Origin of the sequence: Mycobacterium sp. E2327 (genome assembly GCF_001672675.1) — a bacterium.
Lineage (GTDB): Bacteria > Actinomycetota > Actinomycetes > Mycobacteriales > Mycobacteriaceae > Mycobacterium.
This window is the reverse complement of record NZ_LZKE01000068.1, coordinates 30,204-56,008: the sequence shown is the minus strand read 5'-3', so window position 1 is coordinate 56,008 and position 25,805 is coordinate 30,204. Positions and strand designations below refer to the sequence as shown.

The window sequence follows — 25,805 nt, the reverse complement described above, 5'->3', positions numbered from 1 at the left end:
GATCCGGAACCAACACCACGCGCGGGCCTCTGTCACGAAGACACGCCGCCACGCGGCATTCTCACCCTGACACTGAGACGCAAAATCGCACAATTTCGTTGTCGAATGGGCGATTTTGCGTCTGCTCGCGGTGAAAACTAGACCGGGATCAGGCCGTGCTTGCGCGCGACGCGGAACCACAGTTGCTTGTCGCGCAGCAGGTGCATCGACTTGCGGAGCAGCAGCCGGGTCTGGTGCGGGTCGATGACCGCGTCGATGAAACCCCGCTCGGCGGCGGTCCACGGGATCGCCATGTTGAGGTTGTAGCCCTCGATGAAGTCCTTCTTGATCTGCTGCGCCTCGGGCGTCGTCGGGTCCGGGAACCGCTTCATCAACAGCTGCGCGGCGCCCTCGGCGCCGATCACCGCGATGCGCGCGGTCGGCCAGGCGAAGTTGAAGTCTGCGGTCAGCTGCCGGGAGCCCATCACGGCGTACGCGCCGCCATAGGACTTGCGGATCGTGATCGTCACCTTCGGCACGTCGGCCTCGACGACTGAGTACAGGAACCGGCCGCCGCGCTTGATGATGCCCCGCTTCTCCTCTTCGGCGCCCGGCAGGAACCCCGGCGTGTCCACGACGAAGACCAGCGGGATGTTGAACGCGTCGCAGAACCGGATGAACCGGGCCGCCTTGTCGGAGGCCTCGTTGTCGATGGAACCGGACAGGTGCATCGGCTGGTTGGCGACCACGCCGACCGGGCGCCCGTCGACCCGGGCGTACCCGGTGATGATGGCCGGCCCGTGCTGCGCGGCGACCTCGAGGAAGTCGCCGTCGTCGAAGATCCGCAGCAGGATCTCGTGCATGTCGTAGGCCATGTTGTCGGAGTCCGGCACGATCGAGTCGAGCTCCAGATCGGTCGGCGTGATCTCCGGCTCCAGGCCGGGGTTGACGATCGGCGGCTTGTCGAAGCAGTTGGACGGCAGGAACGACAGGAACTCGCGCACGTACTGGAACGCCTCGGCCTCGGAGTCGACGACCTGGTGGATGTTGCCGTAGCGGGCCTGCGCGTCGGAGCCGCCGAGCTCGTCGAGGGTGACGTCCTCGCCGGTGACCTCCCGGATCACGTCGGGCCCCGTCACGAAGAAGTAGCCCTGGTCACGCACCGACACCAGCAAGTCGTCCTGGATCGGCGAATACACCGCTCCCCCAGCGCATTTGCCGAAGATGAGGGAGATCTGCGGAACCAGACCGGACAGCGCCTCGTGGCGCCGGCCCAGTTCGGCGTACCACGCCAACGAGGTGACCGCGTCCTGGATGCGGGCGCCGCCGGAGTCCTGGATGCCGATGATCGGGCACCCGACCATGGCGCACCATTCCATCAGGCGGGCCACCTTGCGCCCGAACATTTCGCCGACCGTGCCCTGGAACACCGTCTGGTCATGGGAGAACACCCCCACCGGGCGGCCGTCGATCATGCCGTGGCCGGTGATGCACCCGTCGCCGTAGAGCGCGTTCGGGTCGTTAGGCGTCTTGGCCAGCGCCCCGACCTCGAAGAACGTGCCGGGATCGACCAACGCATGCACCCGCGCGCGGGCGCTCGGGATGCCCTTCTTGTCGCGCTTAGCGGCCGCCTTCTCGCCGCCGGGTTCCTTGGCGAGTTCCAGGCGAGCGTGCAGCTCGGCCAACTTCTCCGCAGTGGTGTGCTGAACGGGCGCTGGAGCTGGCACGGTCTCCGTCACTACTTGCCTACCTAACCTGTTCGGACTTGTCCTGCTGCCTTTCGGCATCGATCTTGTTCAGCGCCTGGGTCATGTGCGCACCGACCTTGGCGATGATCGGCTCGTCGATGGCCTGGATGTGCTCGCCACCGATCGGCACGATCTCGAGGTCGGACACGTACTCGCCCCAACCGCCGTCCGGCTTGCGGGTGGCGTAGCGCGGCTCGAACATGATCGCGTCGTCATGGTAGCGATCGGCCATATAGAGCGTGACGTGCCCGTCGTACGGCTGGATCTGGGCGGTGTCGATGGCCCGGTTGTCCAGGTACGACGTGCGCTGGTGCTCGATGATCCCGGCCGGGATCTGCACCCCGCTCTGGCTGACCGCCTCCAGCACGAACTTGATCTGGCCCTCGTCGTCGAGCTGCTCGAGATGCTCGTAGGGAATCTCCGGAATGGTGACGTTGAACGTCTTCTCGGCGAACCGGGCGTAGCGGTCCCAGCGCTTGCGGATCTCCTCCTTGGTCTGCGGAACCTCCTCGCCCGCGCGCACGGCGTCGATCAGGCCGACCCACTCGACGTCCTTGCCCAGTCGCTTCAGCCCGATCGCGCACGCGTAGGCGAGCACGCCGCCGAGCGACCAGCCGGCCAGGATGTAGGGCCCGTCGCCCTGCATCTCGATCAGCTTCGGAACGTATTGCGCCGCACGCTCTTCGATCGTGCCCTCGACCCGCTCGAGGCCATACATCGGGGTGTCCGCCGGCAACCGGTTGAGCAGCGGCTCGTAGACCACCGTCGAGCCGCCGGCCGGGTGGAACACGAACACCGGTGTCCGCGTGCTGCCCTCCGGGCGCGCCCGCAGGGTGCGCACGAAACCGTCGACCACCCCGGCCTCCAGGTGCTCGCGCACCTTCTCGGCCAGCGCCTCGATGTTCTCCGACGCCAGCACGTCCTCGGCGGTGATCGGACCCTCGGCGCGCTCCGAAAGCCGTTGCGCCATCTTGGCGGCGGCGTCGGCGTCCAGCTTGGGCAGCGGGTTGAAGATGCCGCCCGGGGACTTGCCGGTCACGATCGCCCACGTGGCGAACGCGACCCGCTCGGCCGCGTCGCGCGGCGGCACGTCGGAGTTGAGCGCCTCGGCGACCGCCTGCTGGTTGAGCGCCTCGGCCGCCCCGGCCAGGTTCGGCTGCCCGGCGCCATTAGCCGCGGGGCCCGACGGGTTGGTCGGCGGCGGCGGGATCGGAAGGTCCGACGCCGGGGGCGCCTGGGTCTGCGGCTCGGCCTGCGGGTCCGGCGCCGGCGCCACCACCGACGCGGGCGTCGCGCCGCTGATCAATTCGGCCTGCTCCCTGGCGATCTCCTCGGCCGTCTGCGTCTTCTGGTGCTCGGCCAGCTGCTGCACCTCGTCGCGGTGCTCGACGGCGTACTCGATCAGCTTCTCGACCGCGTAGAGGTTGGCGTCGCGCACCGCGGTCAACTGGATCGGCGGCAGGTCGAAGTCATACTCGACGCGGTTCTTGATCCGCACCGCCATCAGTGAGTCCAGGCCCAGCTCGATCAGCGGCACCTCCCACGGCAGGTCCTCGGGCTCGTAACCCATGGCCGCGCCGACGATGGCGCCGAGCCGCTCGGCGATGGTTTCGCCGGAATCCGGCGACCATTTGGCGAAGCCGGCCGGCATGTACCGGTTGGTCAAGCTGTCGGTGAGCGCCTCCTCCTCCGGACCGTCGACGGGAGCCTCCGCGACGGCCCCGTTGTTCGGAGCCGCGAGCGCCGTGCCGGCGCCGACCGCAACCGGCAGCACGGACTCGGCACCGCCCCGCGTCACCAGCGCGTCGTACACGAGCGTGAACGACTCGTCGATACGGGCGTGCACCTGAACCGACGCCCCACCGGGGTGCCGGGTCAGGGTGGTCACCAGCCGGGAGCCCTCCCCCGGCTTGGCGCGCTCCTCGGCGGCGGTCAACTTGGCGTCCGGAAGCACTTCGGCCGCAGCGGCTTTCACCAGCGACGCGAGATCCGTCAGGCCCTTGGGCGCGTACTCCCAGACGTGGCGGCCGTCCGGCAGCGCGACGTGGTTGCCCGGCATGATGATCGCGCCGCTGCCCGAGGCGACCTGCACGTCGAGCCAGTGCTCCTTGCGCTTGAACCGGGTCGGCGGGATGTTCGCGTAATCCGCGGGCCCCGCGGCGCGGGTGAACAGCGTGCGGGGGTCCAGGTCGTGGCCGTAGACGTAGAGCTGGGCCAGGGTGGAGATGATCGACTCGACCTCGTCCTGCTTGCGGGCCAGCGTCGGGATCAGCTGGGCGTCGTGCAGCCCGGCGTCCGCCGTGGTCAGGCCGACCTGCATCAGCGCAACGGGGTTGGGCGCCAGTTCGACGAAGGTGGTGTGCCCGCTGTCGACGGCGTTGCGGATTCCGTGGGTGAAGTAGACGGAGTGGCGCAGCCCCTTCTTCCAGTAGTCCACGTCGTGGATCGGCTCGCTGCCCGGCTTGATGTAGCTGCCCTCGTGCACGGTCGAGTAGATGCCGCACGTCGGGCTCATCGGCTTGATGCCCTGCAGCTCCGCGGCCAGCTCCCCGAGCAGGGGATCCATCTGCTGGGTGTGGCTGGCACCCTTGGTCTGGAACTTGCGGGCGAACTTGCCCTCAGCCTCGGCCCGGGCGATGATCGCGTCCACCTGGTCGGGCGGTCCGCCGATGACGGTCTGGGTGGGTGCGGCGTAGACGCACACCTCCAGGTCGGGGTAGTCGGAGAACACCGTCTTGATCTCGTCGGCGGAGTACTCCACCAGCGCCATCAGCCGGATGTACTCACCGAACAGCATCGCCTCGCCCTCGCCCATCAGGTGCGAGCGCGAGCAGATGGCCCGGGTGGCGTCGCGCAGCGACAGGCCGCCGGCGAAGTACGCCGACGCCGCCTCGCCCAGCGACTGACCGACCACGGCCGCGGGCTTGGCACCGTGATGCTTGAGCAGCTCGCCCAGCGCGATCTGGATCGCGAAGATGGTCACCTGGGTGGTCTCGATGCCGTAGTCCTGCGAGTCGTCCAGGATCAGCTCGAGCACCGAGTAGCCCAGCTCGTCCTGGACCAGCGCGTCGACCTTCTCGATCCACTTGGCGAAGACCTCGTTGCGCAGGTACAGGCTCTTGCCCATCTTGCGGTGCTGGGCACCGAAACCGGCCAGCACCCACACCGGCCCGTTGCTCACCGGGCCGTCGACGCTGAACACGTTCGGCCGCTGCTTGCCCTCGGCGATCGCGCGCAGGCCCTTGATGGCCTCCTCGTGGTCGTGCGCCAGCACCACCGCGCGCGAGCGGCCGTGGTTGCGACGCGACAGCGACCGGCCGATCGATTCCAGCGACGACGCCTGTCCCTCGGGGCTTTCCATCCAGTCCGCGAGCTCCGCCGCCGCGGCCTTCTTGCGGGAGGTCAGGAACCCCGACACGACGAGCGGGACAACCGGTGGCGGAAGCTCTTGCGCCGCAAGCTCTTCCAGTGCAGCCGCTTTAAGCTCCAGCGCCTCCTCGGTGACCTCGGGCAGGTCGGGCTCTTCCTCCTCGGCCGCCGGCGCGTCGGGGATGATGTTGCCGAAGTCGTCGAACCGCAGCGAGTGCGCCTCGAACGTGGGCGCTTGAGCGGTTTCCGAGGCCGCGTCGGCGTCAGCCTTGGCCTCGGGTTGCGGCTCCGGCTCCTTCTCGATCACGTCGCGGGGCAGGACCTCGCGCACCACCACGTGGGCGTTGGCGCCACCGAAGCCGAAGCTGGACACCCCGGCCAGCGCGTAGCCGCCGTAGCGCGGCCAATCTGTCGCCTTGTCAATCACTTTCAGGCGCATCGCGTCGAAGTCGATGTAGGGGCTGGGACCTGCGAAGTTCAGCGACGGCGGCAGCTTGTCGTGCTGCAGCGCCAGCACCACCTTGGCCATGCTGGCCGCGCCGGCGGCCGACTCCATGTGGCCCACATTGGTTTTCACCGCGCCCAGCAGTGCGGGGCGGTCGGCCGGGCGGCCGCGGCCGACGACGCGGCCCAGCGCCTCGGCCTCGATCGGGTCACCGAGGACGGTGCCGGTGCCGTGCGCCTCGATGTAGTCGACGTTGCGCGGATCGATGCCGGCGTCCTTGTAGGCGCGCCGCAGCACGTCGGCCTGCGCGTCCTGGTTGGGCGCGATCAGGCCGTTGGACCGGCCGTCGTGGTTGACCGCGCTGCCGGCGATCACGGCCAGGATTTGGTCGCCGTCGCGGCGGGCGTCGTCGACCCGCTTGAGCACCAGCATGCCGGCGCCCTCCGAGCGGGTGTAGCCGTCGGCGTCCGAGGAGAACGACTTGATCCGGCCGTCGGGGGCCAGCACCGCGCCGATCTCGTCGAAACCGAGCGTCACCGCGGGCGTGATCAGCGCGTTGACGCCGCCGGCCACCGCCACGTCGGCCTCGCCGTTGCGCAGCGCCTGCACGGCCTGGTGGATCGCCACCAGCGAGCTCGAGCACGCGGTGTCGACCGCGACGGAAGGCCCACGGAAGTCGTAGAAGTAGGACACCCGGTTCGCGATGATCGACGGTGAGTTACCGGTGATCGCGTACGGGTGCGCGGCGGTCGGGTCGGAGATGGCCAAGAAGCCGTAGTCATGGTTGGAGACGCCGACGAAGACGCCGACCGCCTCGCCGCGCAGACTCGACGCCGGGATGCGGGCGTGCTCGAGCGCCTCCCAGGTCAGTTCCAGCGCCATCCGCTGCTGCGGGTCGATGTTGTCGGCCTCGGTCTTGGCGATCGCGAAGAACTCGGAGTCGAAGCCCTTGATGTCCTTCAGGTAGCCACCCTTGGTGCGGGCCTTGGCGATCCGCTCGGCCAGCCGCGGCTCGTCGAGGAATTCCTCCCAGCGGCCCTCGGGCAAATCGGTGATGGCGTCGCGGCCCTCGATCAGCGCCTGCCAGGTTTCCTCGGGGCTGTTCATGTCGCCGGGCAGCCGGGTCGCCAGGCCCACGACGGCGATGTCGACGCGCTCGGCGGGGCCGTTGCGCGACCAGTCGACGACGTCGTCGTCCGACAGGTCCGGTTCGGGCTCGCCCTCGATGATCCGGGTCGCCAGCGACTCGATGGTCGGATGCTGGAACGCCACCGCGACCGACAGCGTGACACCGGTCATGTCCTCGATGTCGGCGGCCATCGCCACCGCGTCGCGCGACGACAGGCCCAGCTCGACCATCGGCACCGACTCGTCGATCGAATCGGGCGACTGCCCGGTGGCCTTGGCGACGTAGTTGCGCAGCCATTGGCGCATCTCGGGGACGGTTAACTCGGCCTTCTTGGCGGGCAGATTCTCCTGGGATTCGTCTATGTCAGTCATGATTCCTGGTTCAGTCGTTCGCGCCCGCGAAGGCGGTCGGGGAACCGATGCCGCTGCGCAGGCTTCCGTCGAGGTAGGCGGCGCGGCAGGCGCGGCGCCCGATCTTGCCGCTCGAGGTGCGCGGAATGGTTCCCGCCTGCACCAGCAGCAGGTCGCGCACGGTGACGCCGTGTCGCACGGCGATGGCCGCGCGGATGTCGTCGGCGATGGGCTGGTAGTCGAGCTTGTGCGTGCCGGCGGCGCGCTCGGCGACGATCACGAGCTGCTCGGAGGTGTCCTCGGGGTCGTGCTTGATGCCGGCGTGCGGGTTGTCGAACACGACCTGGGGCAGCTGGTTGGCCGGAACCGAGAAGGCGGCCACGTAGCCGGTGCGCAGCGCGCGGCTGGCTTCCTGCGCCGAGTACTCGAGGTCCTGCGGGTAGTGGTTGCGCCCGTCGATGATGACCAGGTCCTTGATGCGGCCGACGATATAGAGGTGGCCGTCGTGGTAGGTGCCGTAGTCACCGGTGCGCACCCAAAGCCCGTCGTCCGGGGCGCCCTCGGCGTGCGACTCGCTGACGCGGGACTTCAGGATGTTGCGGAAGGTGTGCTGGGTTTCCTCTTCCTTGCCCCAGTACCCGGTGCCGAGGTTGTTGCCGTGCAGCCAGATCTCGCCGACCTGCCCGTCCGGCAGCTCGCTGGCCGTGTCCGGATCGACGATGGCGGCCCACTCGTCGACACCGATGATGCCGGCGGACACCTGGGGGACCGCGTTCGGCGCGTTGGCGGGGACCTCGACGAAGCGTTGGTTGTTCATCTCGTCGCGGTCGACGTGGATGACCCGGGGCGCCTCGTCCATCGGCGTCGTGGAGACGAACAAAGTCGCCTCGGCCAGGCCATAGGACGGCTTGATCGCCGTCTCCCGCAGTCCGTACGGCGCGAACGCCTCGTAGAACTTGCGCATCGACGCCGGGGACACCGGCTCGCTGCCGTTGAGGATGCCCTTCACGTTGCTCAGGTCCAGGGGCGGTTCACCTTCCTTGGGCGCGCCGCGCACCGCGGCGTGCTCGAAGGCGAAGTTCGGCGCGACGGTGAAGACCTCGCACTCCGGGGCGTCGTCGGGCTTGCGCGCCATCTCCCGGATCCAGCGGCCCGGTCGCCGCACGAACGCGGCCGGGGTCATGAAGGTGAAACTCTGGCCGAGCACCGGTGACAGCAGCGCGGTGATCAGGCCCATGTCGTGGAAGAAGGGCAGCCAGGACAACCCGCGGTCACCCTCTTTGCCCTCGAGGCCGTTGAGCACCTGCAGCACGTTGGTCGGCAGGTTCAGGTGGGTGATCTGCACGCCGGTCGGGGTGCGCGTGGAGCCGGAGGTGTACTGCAAGTAGGCGATGGTGTTCTCGTCGGCCACCGGCTCTTCCCAGGTGGCGGCGACCTCGTTCGGCACGGCGTCGACGGCGATGACGCGCGGGCGCTCCTTGGCCGAGCGGGCGCGGATGAACTTGCGGACTCCCTCGGCGGCCTCGGTGGTGGTCAGGATCGTCGACGGGGTGCAGTCGTCGAGCACGGCGTGCAGACGGCCGACGTGGCCCGGTTCGCTCGGGTCGAACAACGGCACGGCGATCCTGCAGGCATACAGCGCGCCGAAGAACGCGACCAGATAGTTGAGGTTCTGGGGGCACAGGATGGCGATGCGGTCACCGGGCTGGGTGACCTGTTGCAGGCGAGCGCCGACGGCCCGGTTGCGGGCGCTGAACTCCGACCACGAGATGTCGCGGTACTCGCCGTCGCGCTCGGTGGAGTAGTCGATGAACCGATAGGCGAGCTTTTCGCCGCGAACCTTCGCCCACTTCTCAACGTGACGAACCAGGTTCGTGTTGTCCGGGAACCTGATCTTTCCATTCACGATGAACGGGTTGTGGTACGCCATGCCGTCTTCTCCTGTCACAACCATCTCGGTCGGCTTGGCCGACTCAATGCCTTGTCGGCTTCGCCGACTGGTCCTCTATACACGAGCCGGCTGTGCACGACACCCGGCTGGGAGCGCCGGTCCGTGCCAGTCCCCGCCAGCTTCGGCCCCCGATCGGGACCGCAACCAAGTGCTGATTGCTCTTAATTTTCTCTTAATGTTAAGGGCCGCCCCGCGGCAGACCAAATCACAAGGTACCGCCGATCCCGTCACGGATTCGCCTACGTCGCGGCTGTGTCTAGTGCCCTCTTCCCCGCCGACCGGCCCATCGTCATCCGGCGAAGTCACCCATGTTTGGGATGCGGCGCGTTTTCGATCAGCCCGCGGGCCCAATTCAGCGTCCAATCGGTCGCCGGCGCCCCGTCGAGGTTCCAGAACTGCGTCGTGGCATACAGCGCGTGGACCGGCTGCCCGGCACCACCGGCCAGGGTGTTCAACGTGTCCGGCAGCTTGGCGACGCTGAACGCTTCGTTCGGCGCCGCGCAGATGAGGTCACCCGGGGCGCAGATCTCGTTCGTCTTGCCGTTCAGCGCACCGAAGCCGCCCGGCCGCGCACCCGTCATGGTCAGGCCGAGCCCGGACAGCACCGGCACCTCGTGCAGCGTGATCTCGGCGCCCTCGCCCGGCGGGTTGGGCCCGATGTCGTTGCCCACCCCGTCCTGGCGACGGCCGTCGGCGATCAACGTCACACCGAGCACCAGGTCGTCGTCGACGGGTCCGCGGCCGTTGCCGATGTCGCTGGCGATGTCGCCGATGATCACCGCGCCCTGGGAGAAGCCCATCAGCACGTAACTGGTCAGCGGGCACTTGTTGTTCATGTCGGTCATCGCCTGGACGGTCGCGCGGGTGCCCTCCGCCCGGCTTTCGTTGTAGGACATCTGCGTGTCGCCGCTCAAGGGGTTGTGGAACTGCGCCGTGTAGGGCGTGGTGAAAGTCTGCACCCGCGACGACGGAAACTGCTGGGAGATCTCGTTTGTCACCTTGTGCAGCAACGCATTCGGGAACTGCCCCGGGTTGAGCGGGTCGTCCTGCGGGGCGGACTCCCAGGTGCCCGGGACGTTGATCAGCTGCACGTCGGGGCACGAGGCGTCCTGGGACGCCGGCCGCGGCTTGTGCGGGTGGGTCGACGTGGAGGGCGGCGGCAGGATGCCGGGCGGCACGGCGCTGGGCGGCGATTCCCGGTTGCGCAACAGCGTGATGACGGCTACCACGACCAGCAACACGACGCCCGCCACGGCAAGGGCGGCAACCCAGGCGAGGATCCGGTGGCGTTTACGCCGCGCGCTCGTCGTCATGGTCTCCTGCCGGCAGAGTCGGTCGATCGCAGCTCGGTTCCCGGGCAAGCGGACGTCCCGCCCCCTGCTGCACTTTCCTACACGGTACCGGCGTTGCGCGCGGCACCCCGGGCCTCGCGTCCTAGCGGATCGCGCCCACGATGTCGCCCGACATGGCGCCCAGCTGACCCGACCATGAGCCCCAGCCGTTGTCGCCGCCGCCGGGGAAGTCGAAGTGGCCGTTGTGCCCGCCGACGCTGCGGTACTGCTGGTAGAACATCCGGCTGTTGCCCATCGCCTCGCCGGCCTGGCCGATCATGGCGGCGGGATCGCTGGCCGCGTCGGTGGTCGGGCTCCAAACCCAGACGCGGGTGTTGTTCTGCGCCAGCAGGGAGGCGTGCACCCACGGGTCGTGCCACTTCCACCGGCCCAGCTGCGGCGCGCCCCACATGCCGTTGCCGTCAACGCCGCCGAACTGCTGCAGGCCGGCCAGGATCGAACCGTTCGTCGTGGTGTTCGACGGGTACAGGAAACCGGACAGCGAACCGGCGAAGCCGAACCGGTCGGGGTGGAAGCAAGCCAGCGCCATCGCGGCGTAGCCGCCCTGGGAGGCACCGACGGCGGCGTGCCCGCCGGGCGCCAGGCCCTTGTTGGCGGCCAGCCAGTTGGGCAGCTCGCTGGACAGGAACGTGTCCCACTGCTTGCTGCCGTCGTTCTCCCAGTTGGTGTACATGCTGTAGGCGCCCCCGGCGGGGGCCACCACCGAGATGCCCTTGCCGGCCAGCGTGTTCATCGCGTTGCCGGCGGTGACCCAGTTGCTGACGTCCGGGGCGGCGTCGAAGGGGTCGAGCAGATACACCGCGTGCGGACCGCCGGCCAGGAAGGCCACCGGGATGTCACGGCCCATCGCCGCCGACGGGACCATCAGGCTCTCGTAACCCGCGGCCCTGGCCTTGCCGGCGGTTGCCGTCGTCACCAAGGCGAAGGTCACCGCCAACCCGACGGACAGTGCGGTGACGCCAAACATCCGCAGAAGCGCTGACAGACCCCGTACGACCCTCATGTCCACCCTCCATCGTCTAGTCGCTGTGTCTGCACATTAGCCAGGGCGACAGGCGGGGCGGTCAGCAGGGTAGTGATATAGGCCACACTCGCCGCGCGCAAACCAACGGCGGCGACCCGAATGGATCGCCGCCGTCAGTCGCGTGCTCGTTCTTAGGTGCCGGTGCCCGTGCCCTGGTTGCCCGCGGCCGCGGCCGTGGCCGGACCGGCGCCCGGGGTGGCGCCCAGCGTCGACTGCAAGTCACCCTTCATCGCCTGCAGCTGCGCGCCCCAGTAGGGCCAGTCGTGGGTGCCGTTGGCGTCGAAGTTCCACACCGCGTTGTGGCCGCCGGCCTGGTTGTACGCGTCCTGGAACTTCAGGTTGGAAGTCCGCACGAAGCCCTCGAGGAACTTGGCGGGCAAGTTGTCGCCACCCAGGTCCGACGGCTTGCCGTTACCGCAGTACACCCAGATGCGGGTGTTGTTCGCGACCAGCTTGCCGACCTGCAGCGACGGGTCGTTGCGCTGCCAGGCGGGGTCCTCCTTGGGGCCCCACATGTCCTTGGTCTTGTAGCCACCCGCGTCGCCCATGGCCAGCCCGATCAGCGACGGACCCATTCCCTGCGACGGGTCCAGCAGCGCCGACAGCGAGCCGGCGTAGACGAACTGGTTCGGGTGGTAGGCGGCCAGGATCAGCGCCGACGAGCCGGCCATCGACAGACCGACCGCCGCGTTGTTGGTGGACCGGACCTGCTTGTTGGCCGACAGGTACGCCGGCAGCTCGCTGGTCAGGAAGGTCTCCCACTTGTAGGTGGTGCAGCCGGCCTTACCACAGGCGGGCGCATACCAGTCGGAGTAGAAGCTGGACTGCCCGCCGACCGGCATGACCACGGCGATGCCCGACTGGTTGTACCACTCGAACGCGGGGGTGTTGATGTCCCAGCCGTTGTAGTCGTCCTGCGCGCGCATGCCGTCGAGCAGGTAGAGCGCCGGCGCGTTGGCACCACCGCTTTGGAACTGAACCTTGATGTCGCGGCCCATTGCGGCCGAGGGAACCTGCAGGTACTCCACCGGCAGACCCGGGCGCGAGAACGCCCCAGCGGTCGCCGAGCCCCCCACGGCGCCAATCAGACCCGAGAGCAGGGCCGCGCCAACGGCCCCCACCACGAGTCGTCGTGGCATGCGAGCCACGGCGCCGCGAAACCTGTCGACAAGCGTCATCCTTGCTTCCTCATCCTTTCGGCGCGCCCTTAGTACAGGCGCATCGTCGAATTGGGTCGTACTGCATACGATCTGCGCAGCAGTGCTCGTGTAGTCAACCACACCATCGGCCATCCCCTCTCATCGAGCAGGTCAGGCAAACAGTCATTCGGCCCATTTTTGCAACGAATTTCGGGCCGAACGGCGCGGTCGAGAATCGCGTTTCCGCATGTGCTTGGCCGCGGTCGATCACTGGTGAGAGCACAGATGTGAAGTTGCTGGCAATGTGCCGCACAGTCACCGGCAGCGCCGGTTTCAAGACGTGCCGAAAAAAATCCGGATGCGACGCCTCATTCGCGGGGAGGCGGCGGGATCGCCGGCGGAACCGGCAGCCCACACCTGGCGAGCTCGTAGAGCGGAACGCGATCGATTCGGTACTTGGTGAACTCGAAGCTGTGTACGACGTTGGAAACGAAGCGATGCAAGGTCATTGGGGCTCGCACCGAGCTCAGCATCGCCTTCGTCTCGGGGCATTGCAGCGCCGCGACGGCCTGCGCGACCCAGTTCACGTCCAAATAGCCTGGAATTCCCGGATACAACTTCACCCACGGGCCGTCGGCGATCACCCAGTCGGGGAAGAGGTTCTTGTCGTGCCCGATGCGGCCGTGCTTCAGCCGCTCCGTGTGCTGGGCGAGCGGGTTTGCCAGCCCGATCTGATCGATCACCCGCACATCAAGCCCGACGTTCATCCCCAGCATGCCCAGGTTGGTGAAAAACACGGCATGCTGCGGTTTTTGCGGCGCGTTGGCGTCCCCGGGCGCGGGCTGCAGCATCGGCACCAGGTCCCACTGGGTGTAGTTGCCCGACGGCAGCAACAACGCGCCCTCCGGGGTGTTGTCGAGCGCGGTCAGGACGGCGGCCATCCTCGGGTAGTCCAGGTAGTCCGCGGCCGTCAGCGGGTGCGCATGCCCGGTGGCCTGTGCATAGAAGCGGCGCTCGTCGACGATGCCCGAGTAGGTGACGTGGGTGGCGTCGTCGCCCATCCCGGGTGAGTTTGCTGCCCAAAGCGACCAACCCGCGACGCCCAGCCACAGCGCGCCGGCGGCACCGGCCGCCCAGTAGCCGGTCTCCCGCGAATAGTCCTGCCCGTCGGGAAGCGCAACCGGGACGACGGCCACCGGCGCCAGCAAACAAAATAGCGGCGCCAGCAACACCCTCGCGTGCATGAAATCGCCGCCCTGCCGGATCCAGTAGAGGCCCTGCAGCAGGCCGCTGACGAGGATGAATGCGACGACCGCCGACGGGCTCTGCACCGCCCGCGCCAGGCGCCCGTAGTCCGGCGACAGCGCCGGGCGCAGGAACGACGGGCGGCGGCGGGCCACCACCACCAGCACGCCGAGCGGCACCAACAGCAGCACCGGAACCCACACGGCGTAGGGCGCATTGAAGTTGGCGAGGTAGATCATTCCCTGCGACCACTTGTCGCCGGCCGCGTCCTTGGCCAACGCCGTGCCGGGCACCAGCAGGCCGTAGTAGCCCATCCGGAAGATCTCGTAGGCGACCGGCAGGAATCCGCCAGCCACCACGACCAGCGCCCGTCGCCGCCAGGTGCGGGCGGCGATGAGCATCATGATCAGCGCCAGCCCCCCCATCAGCGCCAGTTCGGGCCGGACGAGCACGCTGAACCCGGCGACGAAGGCCAGCGCACCGACGAAGACCGGGCCACCCGGGCGCCCGCGCACCGGCTGCGCCCAGCACACCATCATCCACCACAGCAACCCCAGGTAGGCCAGCGCCAGGCCGCTCTCCAGGCCCGATGTGGCGAAGTCGCGGGCGGGCGGCAACGCGATGTAGACCAGCGCGCCGGCGGGCAGCATGATCGCCCTGCGGCCCCGCAGGCTGGGCGCGTACAAGCGGCCGGCGCCGAGCATCAAAAATGCCACGCCCAGCACCGAAAGCGTCAGGGCCAGCGCCAAAGCCACGTACTCCATGCGCATCGGACCGCCGACCCAGCTGCCCAGATACATCAGATAGGTCCACGCCGTGGACGTGTTCGCCTCGACCCGTTCGCCCTGGTTGAATACCGGGCCGTTGCCGGCCAGCAAATTGCGCACCGTGCGCAGCACGATGAGCCCGTCGTCGGCGATCCAACGCCGCTGCCACGCGCCCCACCCGAACAGGACGGCCACCACCGCCACGCTGATCCACAGGCTGACCCGCACCGCGGTGACGTAGGGGAAGAGCGGCCGGCCGGGCCGCCTGATCACCGGCCGGCGCAGCACCCCCACCCCCAGCGCCTTCAGGCCTTCCAGATGGGGGCTAGCCGAAGGCAACGGCGGCCCCAACTGTTGCGATCCACGCCAGCGCCAACAGCTGCAGCACCCGGTCGCGCAACGCAATGTCTTCGGGCTCCCCGGCCAGCCCGCCGTCGACGTCGACCGCGTAGCGCAGGATCGCGATGGTGAACGGGACCATGGACACCACGAACCAGCCCGCCTCGCCGTGTTCGCGCTCGAATGCCCACAGCCCGTAGCACAGCACCACCGCGGTGGCCGACATCGTCCAGACGAAGCGCAGGTAGGTGCTGGTGTAGCTCTCCAGCGCCTTGCGGATGGCCGCGCCGGTGCGTTCGGCCAGTTGCAGTTCGGCGTAGCGCTTGCCGGCCACCATGAACAGCGACGCGAATGCCGCCATGAGCAAAAACCACTGCGACAGCCGGGTGTCGGTGGCCGCGCCCCCGGCGATGGCCCGCAGCAGGTACGCCGACGACACGATGCAGATGTCCATCACCGCCTGGTGCTTGAGGCCGAAGCAGTAGCCCAGCTGCATGGCGATGTAGACCGCCATCACCACCGCGAGGTTCGGCGTCAGCCACCACGCCAGGCCGAGCGACGCCACCCCGAGCACCACCGCCAGGGCATAGGCCAGCCATTCCGGCACCACGCCGGCGGCGATCGGGCGGAACCGCTTGGTGGGGTGTTCGCGGTCGGCCTCGACGTCGCGGACGTCGTTGATCAGGTACACCGCGGAGGCCGCCAGGCTGAACACCGCGAAGGCCACCGCGACCTGAATTCCCAGCTGGCCGTAGTCATAACGGTGACCGCGTCCCGCCGCGCTCAGCGGCGCGGCCAGGACGAGGACGTTCTTCACCCATTGGCGCGGGCGGATCGCCTTGACCACCCCGACGATCAGGTTCGCCGGAGGTCCGACCACCACGTCTTCACTCATTTGGGCACGCCTCTCGCGCTCGGTCGGCGATCCCCGCGACGGCGGCACCGAGGGCGATGCCGAAGGCTACGTCGCTGGGATAGTGCACGCCCAGCAGTATCCGCGACAGCGCCATCGGAGGGACGAGCAACACGGGTAACGGGAGCCCGGTTGCGCGACTCATCAGGATGGCCGCGGCGGTGGTGGAGGTGGCGTGCGCGGAGGGGAAGCTCAGTTGGCTCGGGGTGCCGACGTTCACCGCGACCGCCGGGTGATGGGGCCGCTTGCGCCGCACCAGGCGCTTGACCAGCACGGCGGCGGCGTGCGCGACGAACGCGCCGGCCCCGGCCACCAGCCACTCGCGGCGACGGCTCGGCATCAGCACCGCACCGAGCAGCGCCACCACCAGCCAGCCGATGCTGTGCTCGCCGAAGTGGGAGAGCCCTCGCGCCGCGCCCAGCATTCCGGGCCGATCGGCCAGCGCCGACTGGACGGCCACCAGCGCGGCCACCTCACCGCGCGGGGCGGCCGATTCAACCATGTTTTGACTCGCCGGCCGGCAACAACGCCGTCTCCCACTTCTGCTTGCTGGACAGCACGGGCAGCGCCTCCCGGTAGACCCGGCGCATCTCGTCGAACCGGCCCAGCAACTTACGCTGGCGGCGTAGCGATTTGGCCAACAGCGACATCATCTTTCGCCGGTCGCGCTGCCGGTAGACCACGCCACACCCGTCGGCGGTCGTCACCGTCACGCCGTCGACCGTGCAGAGCCGGAACCAGCGCGCGTCCTGGGTCGGCACGTTGTACTCCGGGCGCGTGTGGGCTTCCGGGTCGGCCGCTGTCATGTTGTGCAATATCCCGCGCGCCAGCCGGTAACCGATGGAGACGGGGTTCACCGGCGGCTTCATCGCCTTGGTCTTGTTCTGCGGCGGCGGCAGCTCGCTCGCGGCCGGCAGCACAACGGCGTCCGGGTACTCCTTGCGGATGCGGTGCACTTCGGGCAGCGCCGATTCCAGGATCGAGAAGATGTGCTCGGGACCGGCCAGAAAGTCGTCGATCGCCCTGTTCTGGATCGCGACCGTCGAGTATTCAAGGCAGGCAAGGTGTTTCAGCGTCGCCTTGAGGTGGCTGCGGACCAATCCGGTGATATCGCCGTCCCAGTGCAGCGCCGCGACCACCAACCGGTTGCGCAAGTGGAAATAGGCCTGCCAGTCGATGGCGTCGTCCTTGTCGCTCCAGGCCATGTGCCAGATCGCGGCCCCGGGCAAGGTGACCGTGGGATAGCCGTGCTCGCCGGCGCGCAGGCCGTATTCGGCGTCGTCCCATTTGATGAACAACGGCACCGGCTGGCCGATCTCCTCGGCGACCTGCCGCGGGATCATGCACGTCCACCAGCCGTTGAAGTCGACGTCGATGCGCCGGTGCAGCAGCGCGCTCCGATCGTTGTTGTCGTTCAAGGGGAATTGCGCGAAGTCGTGGTCGTATTCGGCGTGCGGCGCGGCGGTCCACATGAAGTTCGACTGGTTGACCACCTCGCCCATGATGTGCAGGTGCGACGGCTCCTGCAGGTTGAGCATCTGACCGCCGATCAGCATCGGCGTCCTGGCGAAGCGGTTCAGCGCCAGCACCCGAAGGATGGTGTCCGGCTCGATGCGGATGTCGTCGTCCATGAACAGGATCTGTTGGCAGTCCGTGTTTTTCAGCGCCTCGTACATCACCCGGCTGTATCCGCCGGAACCGCCGAGGTTCGGCTGGTCGTGGATCGACAGCCGGTCGCCCAGACCGGCGGCTGCGGCCGGAAAGTCCGGATGGTCGCGCACCTTGCGGACGCCCTGGTCCGGCACGATTACCGCCCCAATCACCTTGTCCACCAATGGATCTGCGGTGAGGTCGGCCAGTGCGTTGACACAGTCGGCGGGACGGTTGAAGGTGGGGATACCGACGGCGACGTTGGCGGTGCCCGGAGCGGGCTCGGTGGCGTACCACCCACCGCTGAGCAGGCTGACCGCCGTGTCGGTGGTGATGTCGAACCAGATCCAGCCGCCGTCCTCGAACGGCTTGAGAGGCACCTCGATCTCGACGACCGCCGGCTGATCGTCGGTGCCGACGAACTGGCGGCCCTCCACCGAGATCCGCACCCCGGTGGCCTTGGTCCGGTACATGTCGACGCGTCCGGTTCCGGTCAGCTCGACCCGCAACACCACCGACGTGCAGATCGACCAGCGCCGCCAGTAGCTGGCCGGGAACGCGTTGAAGTACGTCGCGAACGACACCTCCGATTCGGCGCCGATCTGTAGCGAAGTGCGCGACGTCGCGTGCGCGCGCCGCGCGTTGGTGGTCGACTCCTCGAGGTAAAGCTTGCGCACGTCGAGGGGTTCGCCCGGCCGCGGCAGGATGATTCGTGACAGCAGACTGACCGCGCTCATGCGTTCGCCCCCTCGTCCTGCATGAGTGGTGCGCCGTCGCGCAGATGCGGCGCAAGGATGTTGTCGTACATGCTCAGCGCGCTGGCGATGGCCATGTGCATGTCCAGGTATTGGTAAGTGCCCAGCCGGCCGCCGAACAGGACCTTCGACGACGCCGTCTCGGCCCTCGCCCGTTCTCGATAGGCCGCCAACAGGGCGCGGTCGGCCTCGGTGTTGATCGGGTAGTAGGGCTCGTCATCGTCTTCGGCAAAGCGGGAGTACTCGCGCATGATCACCGTCTTGTCGGTCGGGTAGTCACGCTCGAGGTGGAAGTGCCGGAACTCGTGGATCCGGGTGTAGGGCACGTCGAGGTCGTTGTAGTTCATCACCGGCGTCCCCTGGAAATCCCCGATCGGCAGCACTTCCACCTCGAAGTCCAGTGTGCGCCAGCCCAGGCGGCCCTCGGCGTAGTCGAAGTAGCGGTCCAGCGGCCCCGTGTACACGACGGGGGCGTCCGGTGACTCCGCGCGCAGTTGGTCGCGCACGTCGAACCAGTCGGTGTTCAGCCTGACCTCGATGCGGTCGTCGTCGGCCATCCGTTGCAGCCACGCCGTGTAGCCGTCGACCGGCAGGCCCTCGTAGGTGTCGCTGAAGTATCGGTTGTCGAACGTGTAGCGCACCGGCAGCCGATTGATGACGGCGGCAGGCAGCGTGGCGGGGTCGGTCTGCCACTGCTTGGCCGTGTAGCCCTTGACGAACGCCTCGTAAAGGGGCCGGCCGATCAGCGAGATCGCCTTCTCTTCCAGGTTTTGCGCGTCCGCGGTGTTGATCTCGGCGGCCTGCTCGGCGATCAGCTGGCGCGCCTCGTCCGGGGTGAAGTACCGGCCGAAGAACTGCGACACCAGGCCCAGCCCCATGGGGAACTGGTAGGCCTGCCCGTTGTGCATCGCGAAGACGCGATGGCGGTAGTCGGTGAAGTCGGTGAACTGGCGCACGTAATCCCAGACCCTCTTATTAGAGGTGTGGAACAGGTGTGCGCCGTACTTGTGCACCTCGATGCCGGTCTGGGGCTCGGCCTCGGAGTACGCATTGCCGCCCAGATGCGGGCGCCGGTCGAGGACGAGCACGCGCTTCCCGAGTTGGGTAGCCGCGCGCTCGGCAATGGTCAGGCCGAAGAATCCGGAGCCGACGACGAGGAGGTCGAAACGAGCTGTCATCGGTTGCTTAGGGTATCCGACGGCGCGGGCCTAACCCATTTGGCGAGGCCACGGCGCCGGGGTTGGTCGAGGATCCGCGGTCACAGTCGGACTCTCAATTACCTCACGATTCAATATCAGCACTCTAGTCACAGCAATCTCACTCGTACCATCAACTCTGTGTGCTTCACGCCGGATACGACGGGCAGGGCACGCCGACACAACAAGCAGTTCAAATAGTTGTCCAGATACGAGGAGACTTCCGTGCCGAATCGACGCCGACGCAAGGTTTCGACAGCCATGAGCGCGGTCGCCGCTGTGGCAGTGGCGAGTCCTTGCGCATACTTCCTGGTCTACGAATCGACCGCCGGCAGCAAGCCGGCCGAGCACCACGAGTTCAAGCAGGCCGCGGTGATGTCCGACCTGCCCGGCGAGCTGATGGGCGCGCTGTCGCAGGGCCTGTCGCAGTTCGGCATCAACTTGCCGCCGGTGCCCGCCCTAAGTGGTGGCACCGGTGCCGCGACGCCGGGTCTGACCAGTCCGGGCCTCACCAGCCCGGGCCTGACCAGCCCAGGTTTGACGAGCCCAGGCCTGACCAGCCCAGGCCTGACGAGCCCCGCGCTCACCAGCCCGGGCTTGACGAGCCCCGCTTTGGCGAACCCGGGCCTGCCGCCCACGACGCCGGGTACACCCGGGGTCGCCACGCCCGGCGCGGTGCCGACGACGCCGGCCGCGGGGCTCAACCCCGCGCTTGCCAACCCCGGGCTGACCAGCCCGGCCGGGGTCACACCCGGGCTCGCGAGCCCCACGCTCTCGCCCAGCGAGGTGCCGATCGACTCGACGACCGGGCTGGACCCGGGCGCCGGCGGCACGTACCCCATCCTTGGTGACCCGTCGACGCTGGGCGGCGCTTCGCCGATCGCGTCCGGCGGCACCGGCGGGACCGGCGGCACCTCTGGCGGCGGCGGCGGTCTGATGAACGACCTGATGCAGGCCGCCAACCAGTTGGGGGCCAACCAGGCGATCGACCTGCTCAAGGGCCTGGTGATGCCGGCCATCACGCAAGGTATCCAGCAGAGCGCCGCGGGTGCCGCGCCGGGCGCCGCGTTGCCGGCCGCCGCGGGTGCGCTGCCGGGTGCGGCCAAGGCCCTGCCGGGCGCCGCCGCTGCCCTGCCGGGCGCTGCGGGTGCCCTGCCGGGCGCCGCGGGTGCCCTGCCGGGTGCCGCGGGTGCCCTGCCTGGCGCTGCCGCCGGTGCGCTGCCGGCCGCCGCGGGTGCCGCTGGTGCGCTGCCGGGTGCCGCGGGTGCCCTGCCGGGTGCCGCGGGTGCGCTGCCGGGTGCTGCAGCCGGTGCGCTGCCGGCCGCCGCGGGTGCGCTACCGGCCGCGACCGGTGCCACCGGCGCTTTGACCGGCGCCGCCGCGCCGGTTCTGCCCCACTAGGACCGCGAGGAACCTGCCCCCTGACGGCACCGCAGAGCCCGCCCTCTGCGGTGCCGTCGAACAGGTTTTCGGGGTCTTTCGGCGGCACAGGTCGTGTCGCCTCATAAATAACACCAGAAACACAAGTAACATCAGCTGGTGTCCCGGAGTCGCGCGCCGACGATGTTGCTCACCGCCATCGCGGCGACGGTCGTCATCGTCTGCTGGGTTGGCGACGCGACGCGCGACCGGGGAACCCCGAAACCTCCGCGGCCGCCCGAGACCCAGCTGGCCGAGCAGCCACTGATCGGGCTCGGGGGCGGGGTTACGGTCCGCGAACTCAGCCAAGACACCCCGTTTTCCTTGGTGGCCCTCACCGGGGACCTCGCCGGCACGTCCACCCGGGTGCGCGCCAAGCGTCCCGACGGCTCCTGGGGCCCCTGGTACCAGACCGAATACGAGACCGCAGCCCCCGACGCCGGACCCGCGAGCGCCGGAGCCACCGAGGGCCCGCGCAGCACCGACCCGGTGTTCGTCGGCACCACGACAACGGTCCAGATCGCGGTCACTCGACCGATCGATGCGCCGATGACCCAACCGCCCCCGGCCCCGGCCAACGACGCGGGCCTCGGATACAAGCCGGCGTCCAGGGAACAGCCGTACGCGGAGAACATCTCGGCGATCCTCATCTCCCCGCCGCAATCGCCGGCCAGAACCCAGTGGACGCCGCCGTCGGGGGTCATGATGCCCGGCCAGCCCCCCGCCATCATCAGCCGGGCGGAGTGGGGCGCCGACGAGTCGCTGCGATGCGGTAGTCCACAGTACGACAACGGGATTCGCGCCGCCGTCATCCATCACACCGCGGGCAGCAACGACTACTCCCCGCTGGAATCGGCCGGGATCGTCAAGGCGATTTACACCTACCACAGCAAGACCCTGGGGTGGTGCGACATCGCCTACAACGCGCTGGTCGACAAGTACGGCCAGGTGTTCGAGGGCAGCGCCGGAGGCCTGACCAAGGCCGTCGAGGCCTTCCACACCGGCGGCTTCAACCGCAACACCTGGGGTGTGGCGATGATCGGCAACTTCGATGACGTGCCGCCGACCCCCATCCAGCTGCGGACCGTGGGCCGGTTGCTCGGCTGGCGGCTGGGCATGGACGGCGTCGACCCCAAGGGCACGGTGGCCCTGGAGTCGGCCGGCAGCCACTACACCACGTTCCCGGCCGGCGCCATCGCGAACCTGCCGACCATCTTCACCCACCGCGACGTCGGCAACACCGACTGCCCCGGCAACGCCGCCTACGCGCTGATGGACGAAATCCGCGATATCGCATCGCATTTCAACGACCCTCCGGAGGAGTTGATCAAGGCACTGCAGGGCGGCGCCATCTACGAGCACTGGCTCGCGCTCGGCGGCATGAACAGCGTCCTCGGCGCACCCACCTCGCCGGAAGACGACGCCGAAGGCGGCGCCCGCTTCGCGACCTTCGCCAAGGGCGCGATGTACTGGTCGCCCGAGACGGGCGCGCAGCCGGTGACCGGCGCCATCTATGACGCCTGGGCCTCGCTCAGCTACGAGCGCGGCCCGCTCGGGTTGCCCACCAGCGCGGAAATCCAAGAGCCGCTGCGCATTACGCAGAATTTCCAGCACGGGGTCCTGAATTACGAGCGGCTCACCGGAAACGTCACCGAGGTCGTCGACGGCATCACGACGCCGCTGCAGTCGCCGAGCGGTCCCGAGGTGCCCTCCGAACACTTCTCGCTGCCGGCGCACCCCACCGCCACCTAACGGCACTTTGACCGCCATTCCGGGCCGGATGTGGGCTCCGTCACATTAGGCTCGGCTTTGCCTGGCAATCACCCGGTTGATACCGAGTCGAGGGGAGACGGCGATGTCGTTCGTGATCACAGAACCGGAGCTGGTGACGGCGGCGGCCGACGACCTGGCGGGTATCCGCTCCAACCTGAGCGAGGCGACCGCGGCGGCGGCGGCCCCCACCACTGGGATCGCGGCCGCGGCCGCCGACGAGGTGTCCGCGGCGATCTCGCAGGTGTTCGGCGCCTACGGCCGCGAATTCCACGCCGCCGCGGCGCAGGCGGCGGCTTTTCACGACGAGTTCGTGAGCCTCTTGAACGGTAGCGCGGCGGCGTACCTGGGCACCGAGATCGCCAACGTCGAGCAGGGCCTGCTGAGTACGGTGTACTCCCCCGCCCAGGCGCTCGGCGGCGCGGCCGCGGCCTTCGTCCCAGGCGGTGCGTACGGGCAGCTGATCGCCACGACTTCGGCGAACCTGCAGTCGGTCTTCGGCGCCTGGGCGGCCGACCCCTTCCCATTCCTGCGCCAGGTCATCGCCAACCAGATGGGTTACTGGCAGCAAGTCGCGACGGCGCTCACCTACACCATCCAGAACTTCCCGACGGTGCTGGCGAACCTGCCAACGACCATCCAGGCCGCAATCCAGCAACTTCTGGCGTTCAACCCGGTCACGGCCCTGCAGGGGTTCGTCACCACCCAGATCGGCTTCGCCCAGGAGTTCTTCATCAACCTCTACGCCGCGACGACCGGCATCATCACCGGCCTGCCCGCTTTCGGCGCGCAGCTCCAGGTGGCCCTGCAGGCCGTCCTGGCGGGCAATTACTTCGGCGCGGTGCAGGACGTGGCGCAGGCGTTCGCCAATCTCCTCGTCACGGGAGCCGACCCGGGGACGCCGGTGATCACGATAACGGGCGGAAGCATCCTCCCCCCTGTCCTTCCCACGGTGAATGTCGTAGTGACTCCCACCCTGCTCGGCCCGCTGGGGAATCTGTTCACGCTGGCCAACATTCCCGGGCAGGAGGCACAGTACTTCACCAACCTGATGCCGCCCTCGATCCCCAGGCAGATGTCGCAGAACTTCACCAATGTGCTCAATGTACTTACGATTCCCAGCATTTCGGCGACGGCGTCGTTACCACTGGCAAATCCCACGACGGGATCGCTGAGCGCCTTCTTCGGGTTGCCGCTGGTGATCACCTACGCGGCTGCGGGTGCGCCGCTCGCCGGGCTCACGGGGCTCGCGACCAGCGCGACGGCGGTTCAGACGGCCCTGTTGGCCGGCAACCCCGTGGGGGCCCTCGGTGCGTTGGTAAATGCTCCGGCCGTGGTGGCCAACGGCTTCCTGAACGGAGAAACCATCGTGGACATGACGATCCCCGTGCCGATAAACGTGACAGTGCCGATCATTGGCCCCGTCAGCACCACCCTGCCGATCACCTTGCACCTGCCCTTCGACGGCATTCTCGTTCCGCCCCATCCCATTACGGCCACGGTAGATTTCAGCGGGTTCCCGGGCGGTGTGCCCCTACTCGTCACCATCTTCGGCACGCCGTTCATGGGACTGGTCCCGCTGATGGTCAATTACCTGCCCCAACAACTAGCGGCCGCAATCACGCCCGCGGGCTAGAGCCACCAGCGTTCCAGCACGCGTCCCACCCCGTCGTCGCTGTTGGGCGTGGTGACCTCGTCGGCGGCGGCCAGCACGTCGGGATGCGCGTTACCCATCGCCACACCGTGGCCCGCCCACAGCAGCATTGGGATGTCGTTGGGCATGTCGCCGAACGCCACCACCTCGTCGCTGGTGATCCCCTGCGGCTTGGCGACCTCTTCCACACCGCTGGCCTTGCTGATCCCCAGCGGCACGATCTCGACCAGGCCGTTGTTCGTCGAGTAGGTGATATCACCTTCGATGCCAACATGTTTGGCGAGTTCGGCGGCCATGTCCGAACTGCGGGCACCGGCCTTGCGGATCAGCAGCTTGATCGCCGGGGCGCTCAGCAGATCGGCGATCGACACCTCGGTGTTGTCCGGGTTCAGCCACGCGTGCTCGTAGCCCGGCGAGCTGATGAACTGGGGCGTCGCCGTGTCATGGGCGCGTTCGCCGATCCGCTCGACGGCCAGCCCCGCGCCCGGGATGACGCGCGTCGCGAGCTCCGCCAACTCGGCCAGCGTGTCCACGGCCAGCGTTCGCGACGACAGCACGCGGTCGTTCGCGGGATCGTATAGAACGGCACCGTTGGCGCACACCGCGATTGGCGCGAAACCGAGCGCCTCCACCACGGGTCGTATCCAGCGTGGCGGCCGGCCGGTCGCCACCACGAACTGCGCCCCCGCGTCGACGGCGGCACGCACGGCGGCGCGGGTGCGCGGGGAGATGGTCTCGCTTTCGTCGAACAAGGTGCCGTCGACGTCGCAGGCGATCAGCGCCGGCAAGGTCATTGAGCGAATCCGCTTTCTCTCAGTGGATTCCGCTTTGGCTCTGGCCCGGTCGCGTCACGCCGTCGGTGCCGGATCGTTGCATCCGCTGCTGCAATTCGGCCAACCGGATCGCCCTGGAATCGTCCTGGTTCGGCGCGGAACCGCCCAGCCGGCGCGGGACCCAAAACTCGCCCTCGGGGTGCGGATACTGCTCCTGCACCCGGTACAGCATCGCGTTCATCGTCTGGCGCAACGCGGCGATGAGCTGCTCGACGTTGCCCTGCGGTGCGAGCGGCCGGCCGGCGGCCACGGTGATCGGAACCTTGTTGCGGAACACCTTCTTTGGATGGTCCTTGGGCCAAATCCGGTGCGCGCCCCACACGATCATGGGGATGATCGGCACCTGGGCCTCCAGCGCCATGCGGGCCGCTCCCGACTTGAACTCCCGGAGTTCGTAACTGCGGCTGATGGTGGCCTCGGGATGGAGCCCGACGAGTTCACCCTCGCGCAGCTTCTGGACTGCCACCGCGTACGCCTCTTCCCCGTTCCGGCGATCCACCGGAATGAGCTGGCAGTGCTTGATCACGAAGTTGACGGCCTTCACGTCCGCCATCTCGGCCTTGATCATGAAGCGCAGCCGTCGCTTGCGTTCGTGGGCGGCGATCGACGCGGGCATCCAGTCCAGGTAGCTGGTGTGATTGAGCGCGATCAAGGCGCCACCGCGGGCGGGAATGTTCTCCAGGCCTTCGTAATTGAGCTTGGTTCCGTTCATCGCAGCGAACGCGGGAACAACGATCTCCGCGAAGCGGAAAAACGGCTCTGCCATGTTCTTCTCCTT

15 protein-coding genes and 1 pseudogene are annotated in these 25,805 nt (G+C 68.3%); 3 read left to right on the top strand and 13 right to left on the bottom strand.

What is annotated here, in order from left to right:
* Window positions 1-137: 137 nt before the first annotated feature.
* The 11 genes from A5712_RS08315 to glf all read right to left on the bottom strand — a co-directional run bounded on the left by A5712_RS08315 (window position 138) and on the right by glf (window position 19,333).
* Window positions 138-1,766, bottom strand: a complete 1,629-nt coding sequence (locus A5712_RS08315; protein ID WP_231982050.1) for an acyl-CoA carboxylase subunit beta — start codon at window positions 1,764-1,766, stop codon at window positions 138-140.
* Window positions 1,726-7,041: a polyketide synthase Pks13 gene (pks13, locus tag A5712_RS08310; RefSeq protein ID WP_068103438.1), complete on the bottom strand. Its 5,316-nt coding sequence runs from the start codon at window positions 7,039-7,041 to the stop codon at window positions 1,726-1,728. The genes A5712_RS08315 and pks13 overlap by 41 nt, the downstream gene beginning before the upstream one ends.
* A gap of 10 nt (window positions 7,042-7,051) precedes the next feature.
* Window positions 7,052-8,950: a long-chain-fatty-acid--AMP ligase FadD32 gene (gene fadD32 / locus A5712_RS08305; RefSeq protein ID WP_068103436.1), complete on the bottom strand. Its 1,899-nt coding sequence runs from the start codon at window positions 8,948-8,950 to the stop codon at window positions 7,052-7,054.
* Between the two features lie 323 nt (window positions 8,951-9,273).
* The gene (locus A5712_RS08300; protein WP_068103434.1) at window positions 9,274-10,284 is read right to left on the bottom strand and encodes a cutinase family protein; all 1,011 of its coding nucleotides are present in this window, start codon (window positions 10,282-10,284) and stop codon (window positions 9,274-9,276) included.
* A gap of 121 nt (window positions 10,285-10,405) precedes the next feature.
* Window positions 10,406-11,326 carry an esterase family protein gene (locus A5712_RS08295; RefSeq protein ID WP_068103432.1) on the bottom strand — a complete coding sequence of 307 codons (921 nt, stop codon included), beginning with the start codon at window positions 11,324-11,326 and terminating at the stop codon, window positions 10,406-10,408.
* Between the two features lie 152 nt (window positions 11,327-11,478).
* Window positions 11,479-12,525 carry an esterase family protein gene (locus A5712_RS08290; RefSeq protein WP_068103430.1) on the bottom strand — a complete coding sequence of 349 codons (1,047 nt, stop codon included), beginning with the start codon at window positions 12,523-12,525 and terminating at the stop codon, window positions 11,479-11,481.
* 329 nt (window positions 12,526-12,854) lie between these two features.
* The gene (gene aftB, locus A5712_RS08285; protein WP_304528663.1) at window positions 12,855-14,837 is read right to left on the bottom strand and encodes a terminal beta-(1->2)-arabinofuranosyltransferase; all 1,983 of its coding nucleotides are present in this window, start codon (window positions 14,835-14,837) and stop codon (window positions 12,855-12,857) included.
* Window positions 14,824-15,732, bottom strand: a complete 909-nt coding sequence (locus A5712_RS08280; protein ID WP_068103426.1) for a decaprenyl-phosphate phosphoribosyltransferase — start codon at window positions 15,730-15,732, stop codon at window positions 14,824-14,826. The genes aftB and A5712_RS08280 overlap by 14 nt, the downstream gene beginning before the upstream one ends.
* A complete protein-coding gene (locus tag A5712_RS08275; protein WP_068103424.1) occupies window positions 15,725-16,252 on the bottom strand; it encodes a phosphatase PAP2 family protein in 528 nt (175 codons plus the stop codon). Before A5712_RS08275 ends, A5712_RS08280 begins: the two co-directional genes overlap by 8 nt.
* On the bottom strand, window positions 16,245-18,137 hold the full coding sequence (locus A5712_RS08270; RefSeq protein WP_068103412.1) for a glycosyltransferase: 1,893 nt from the start codon (window positions 18,135-18,137) through the stop codon (window positions 16,245-16,247). The genes A5712_RS08275 and A5712_RS08270 overlap by 8 nt, the downstream gene beginning before the upstream one ends.
* Window positions 18,134-19,333 (bottom strand): UDP-galactopyranose mutase, encoded by a 1,200-nt coding sequence (gene glf, locus A5712_RS08265; RefSeq protein WP_068103410.1) that lies wholly within the window; start codon window positions 19,331-19,333, stop codon window positions 18,134-18,136. The genes A5712_RS08270 and glf overlap by 4 nt, the downstream gene beginning before the upstream one ends.
* A gap of 243 nt (window positions 19,334-19,576) precedes the next feature.
* Between glf and A5712_RS08260 the strand changes: the two are divergent.
* The 3 genes and pseudogenes from A5712_RS08260 to A5712_RS08250 all read left to right on the top strand — a co-directional run.
* Window positions 19,577-20,488 (top strand): annotated as a pseudogene (locus tag A5712_RS08260) (PirG); the annotation flags it as partial.
* A 399-nt stretch (window positions 20,489-20,887) separates the two neighbouring features.
* Window positions 20,888-22,522 (top strand): LGFP repeat-containing protein, encoded by a 1,635-nt coding sequence (locus A5712_RS08255; protein WP_197519337.1) that lies wholly within the window; start codon window positions 20,888-20,890, stop codon window positions 22,520-22,522.
* 103 nt (window positions 22,523-22,625) lie between these two features.
* The gene (locus A5712_RS08250) at window positions 22,626-24,176 is read left to right on the top strand and encodes a PE family protein (protein WP_068103406.1); all 1,551 of its coding nucleotides are present in this window, start codon (window positions 22,626-22,628) and stop codon (window positions 24,174-24,176) included.
* Here A5712_RS08250 and A5712_RS08245 read toward each other — a convergent pair.
* Both A5712_RS08245 and A5712_RS08240 read right to left on the bottom strand, forming a co-directional pair.
* Window positions 24,173-24,988 (bottom strand): Cof-type HAD-IIB family hydrolase, encoded by an 816-nt coding sequence (locus tag A5712_RS08245; protein WP_068103404.1) that lies wholly within the window; start codon window positions 24,986-24,988, stop codon window positions 24,173-24,175. The two genes, A5712_RS08250 and A5712_RS08245, sit on opposite strands and share 4 nt — an antisense overlap.
* Before the next feature lie 19 nt (window positions 24,989-25,007).
* Window positions 25,008-25,793 (bottom strand): 1-acyl-sn-glycerol-3-phosphate acyltransferase, encoded by a 786-nt coding sequence (locus A5712_RS08240; RefSeq protein ID WP_068103402.1) that lies wholly within the window; start codon window positions 25,791-25,793, stop codon window positions 25,008-25,010.
* Window positions 25,794-25,805: the final 12 nt, after the last annotated feature.

Excerpts from the sequence above, each read along its gene's own strand:
- A5712_RS08315 (WP_231982050.1), bottom strand. The coding sequence starts at position 1,766 with ATGCCGAAAGGCAGCAGGACAAGTCCGAACAGGTTAGGTAGGCAAGTA.
- pks13 (WP_068103438.1), bottom strand. The coding sequence starts at position 7,041 with ATGACTGACATAGACGAATCCCAGGAGAATCTGCCCGCCAAGAAGGCC.
- fadD32 (WP_068103436.1), bottom strand. The coding sequence starts at position 8,950 with ATGGCGTACCACAACCCGTTCATCGTGAATGGAAAGATCAGGTTCCCG.
- A5712_RS08300 (WP_068103434.1), bottom strand. The coding sequence starts at position 10,284 with ATGACGACGAGCGCGCGGCGTAAACGCCACCGGATCCTCGCCTGGGTT.
- A5712_RS08295 (WP_068103432.1), bottom strand. The coding sequence starts at position 11,326 with ATGAGGGTCGTACGGGGTCTGTCAGCGCTTCTGCGGATGTTTGGCGTC.
- A5712_RS08290 (WP_068103430.1), bottom strand. The coding sequence starts at position 12,525 with ATGACGCTTGTCGACAGGTTTCGCGGCGCCGTGGCTCGCATGCCACGA.
- A5712_RS08280 (WP_068103426.1), bottom strand. The coding sequence starts at position 15,732 with ATGAGTGAAGACGTGGTGGTCGGACCTCCGGCGAACCTGATCGTCGGG.
- A5712_RS08275 (WP_068103424.1), bottom strand. The coding sequence starts at position 16,252 with ATGGTTGAATCGGCCGCCCCGCGCGGTGAGGTGGCCGCGCTGGTGGCC.
- A5712_RS08270 (WP_068103412.1), bottom strand. The coding sequence starts at position 18,137 with ATGAGCGCGGTCAGTCTGCTGTCACGAATCATCCTGCCGCGGCCGGGC.
- glf (WP_068103410.1), bottom strand. The coding sequence starts at position 19,333 with ATGACAGCTCGTTTCGACCTCCTCGTCGTCGGCTCCGGATTCTTCGGC.
- A5712_RS08250 (WP_068103406.1), top strand. The coding sequence starts at position 22,626 with ATGTCGTTCGTGATCACAGAACCGGAGCTGGTGACGGCGGCGGCCGAC.
- A5712_RS08245 (WP_068103404.1), bottom strand. The coding sequence starts at position 24,988 with ATGACCTTGCCGGCGCTGATCGCCTGCGACGTCGACGGCACCTTGTTC.
- A5712_RS08240 (WP_068103402.1), bottom strand. The coding sequence starts at position 25,793 with ATGGCAGAGCCGTTTTTCCGCTTCGCGGAGATCGTTGTTCCCGCGTTC.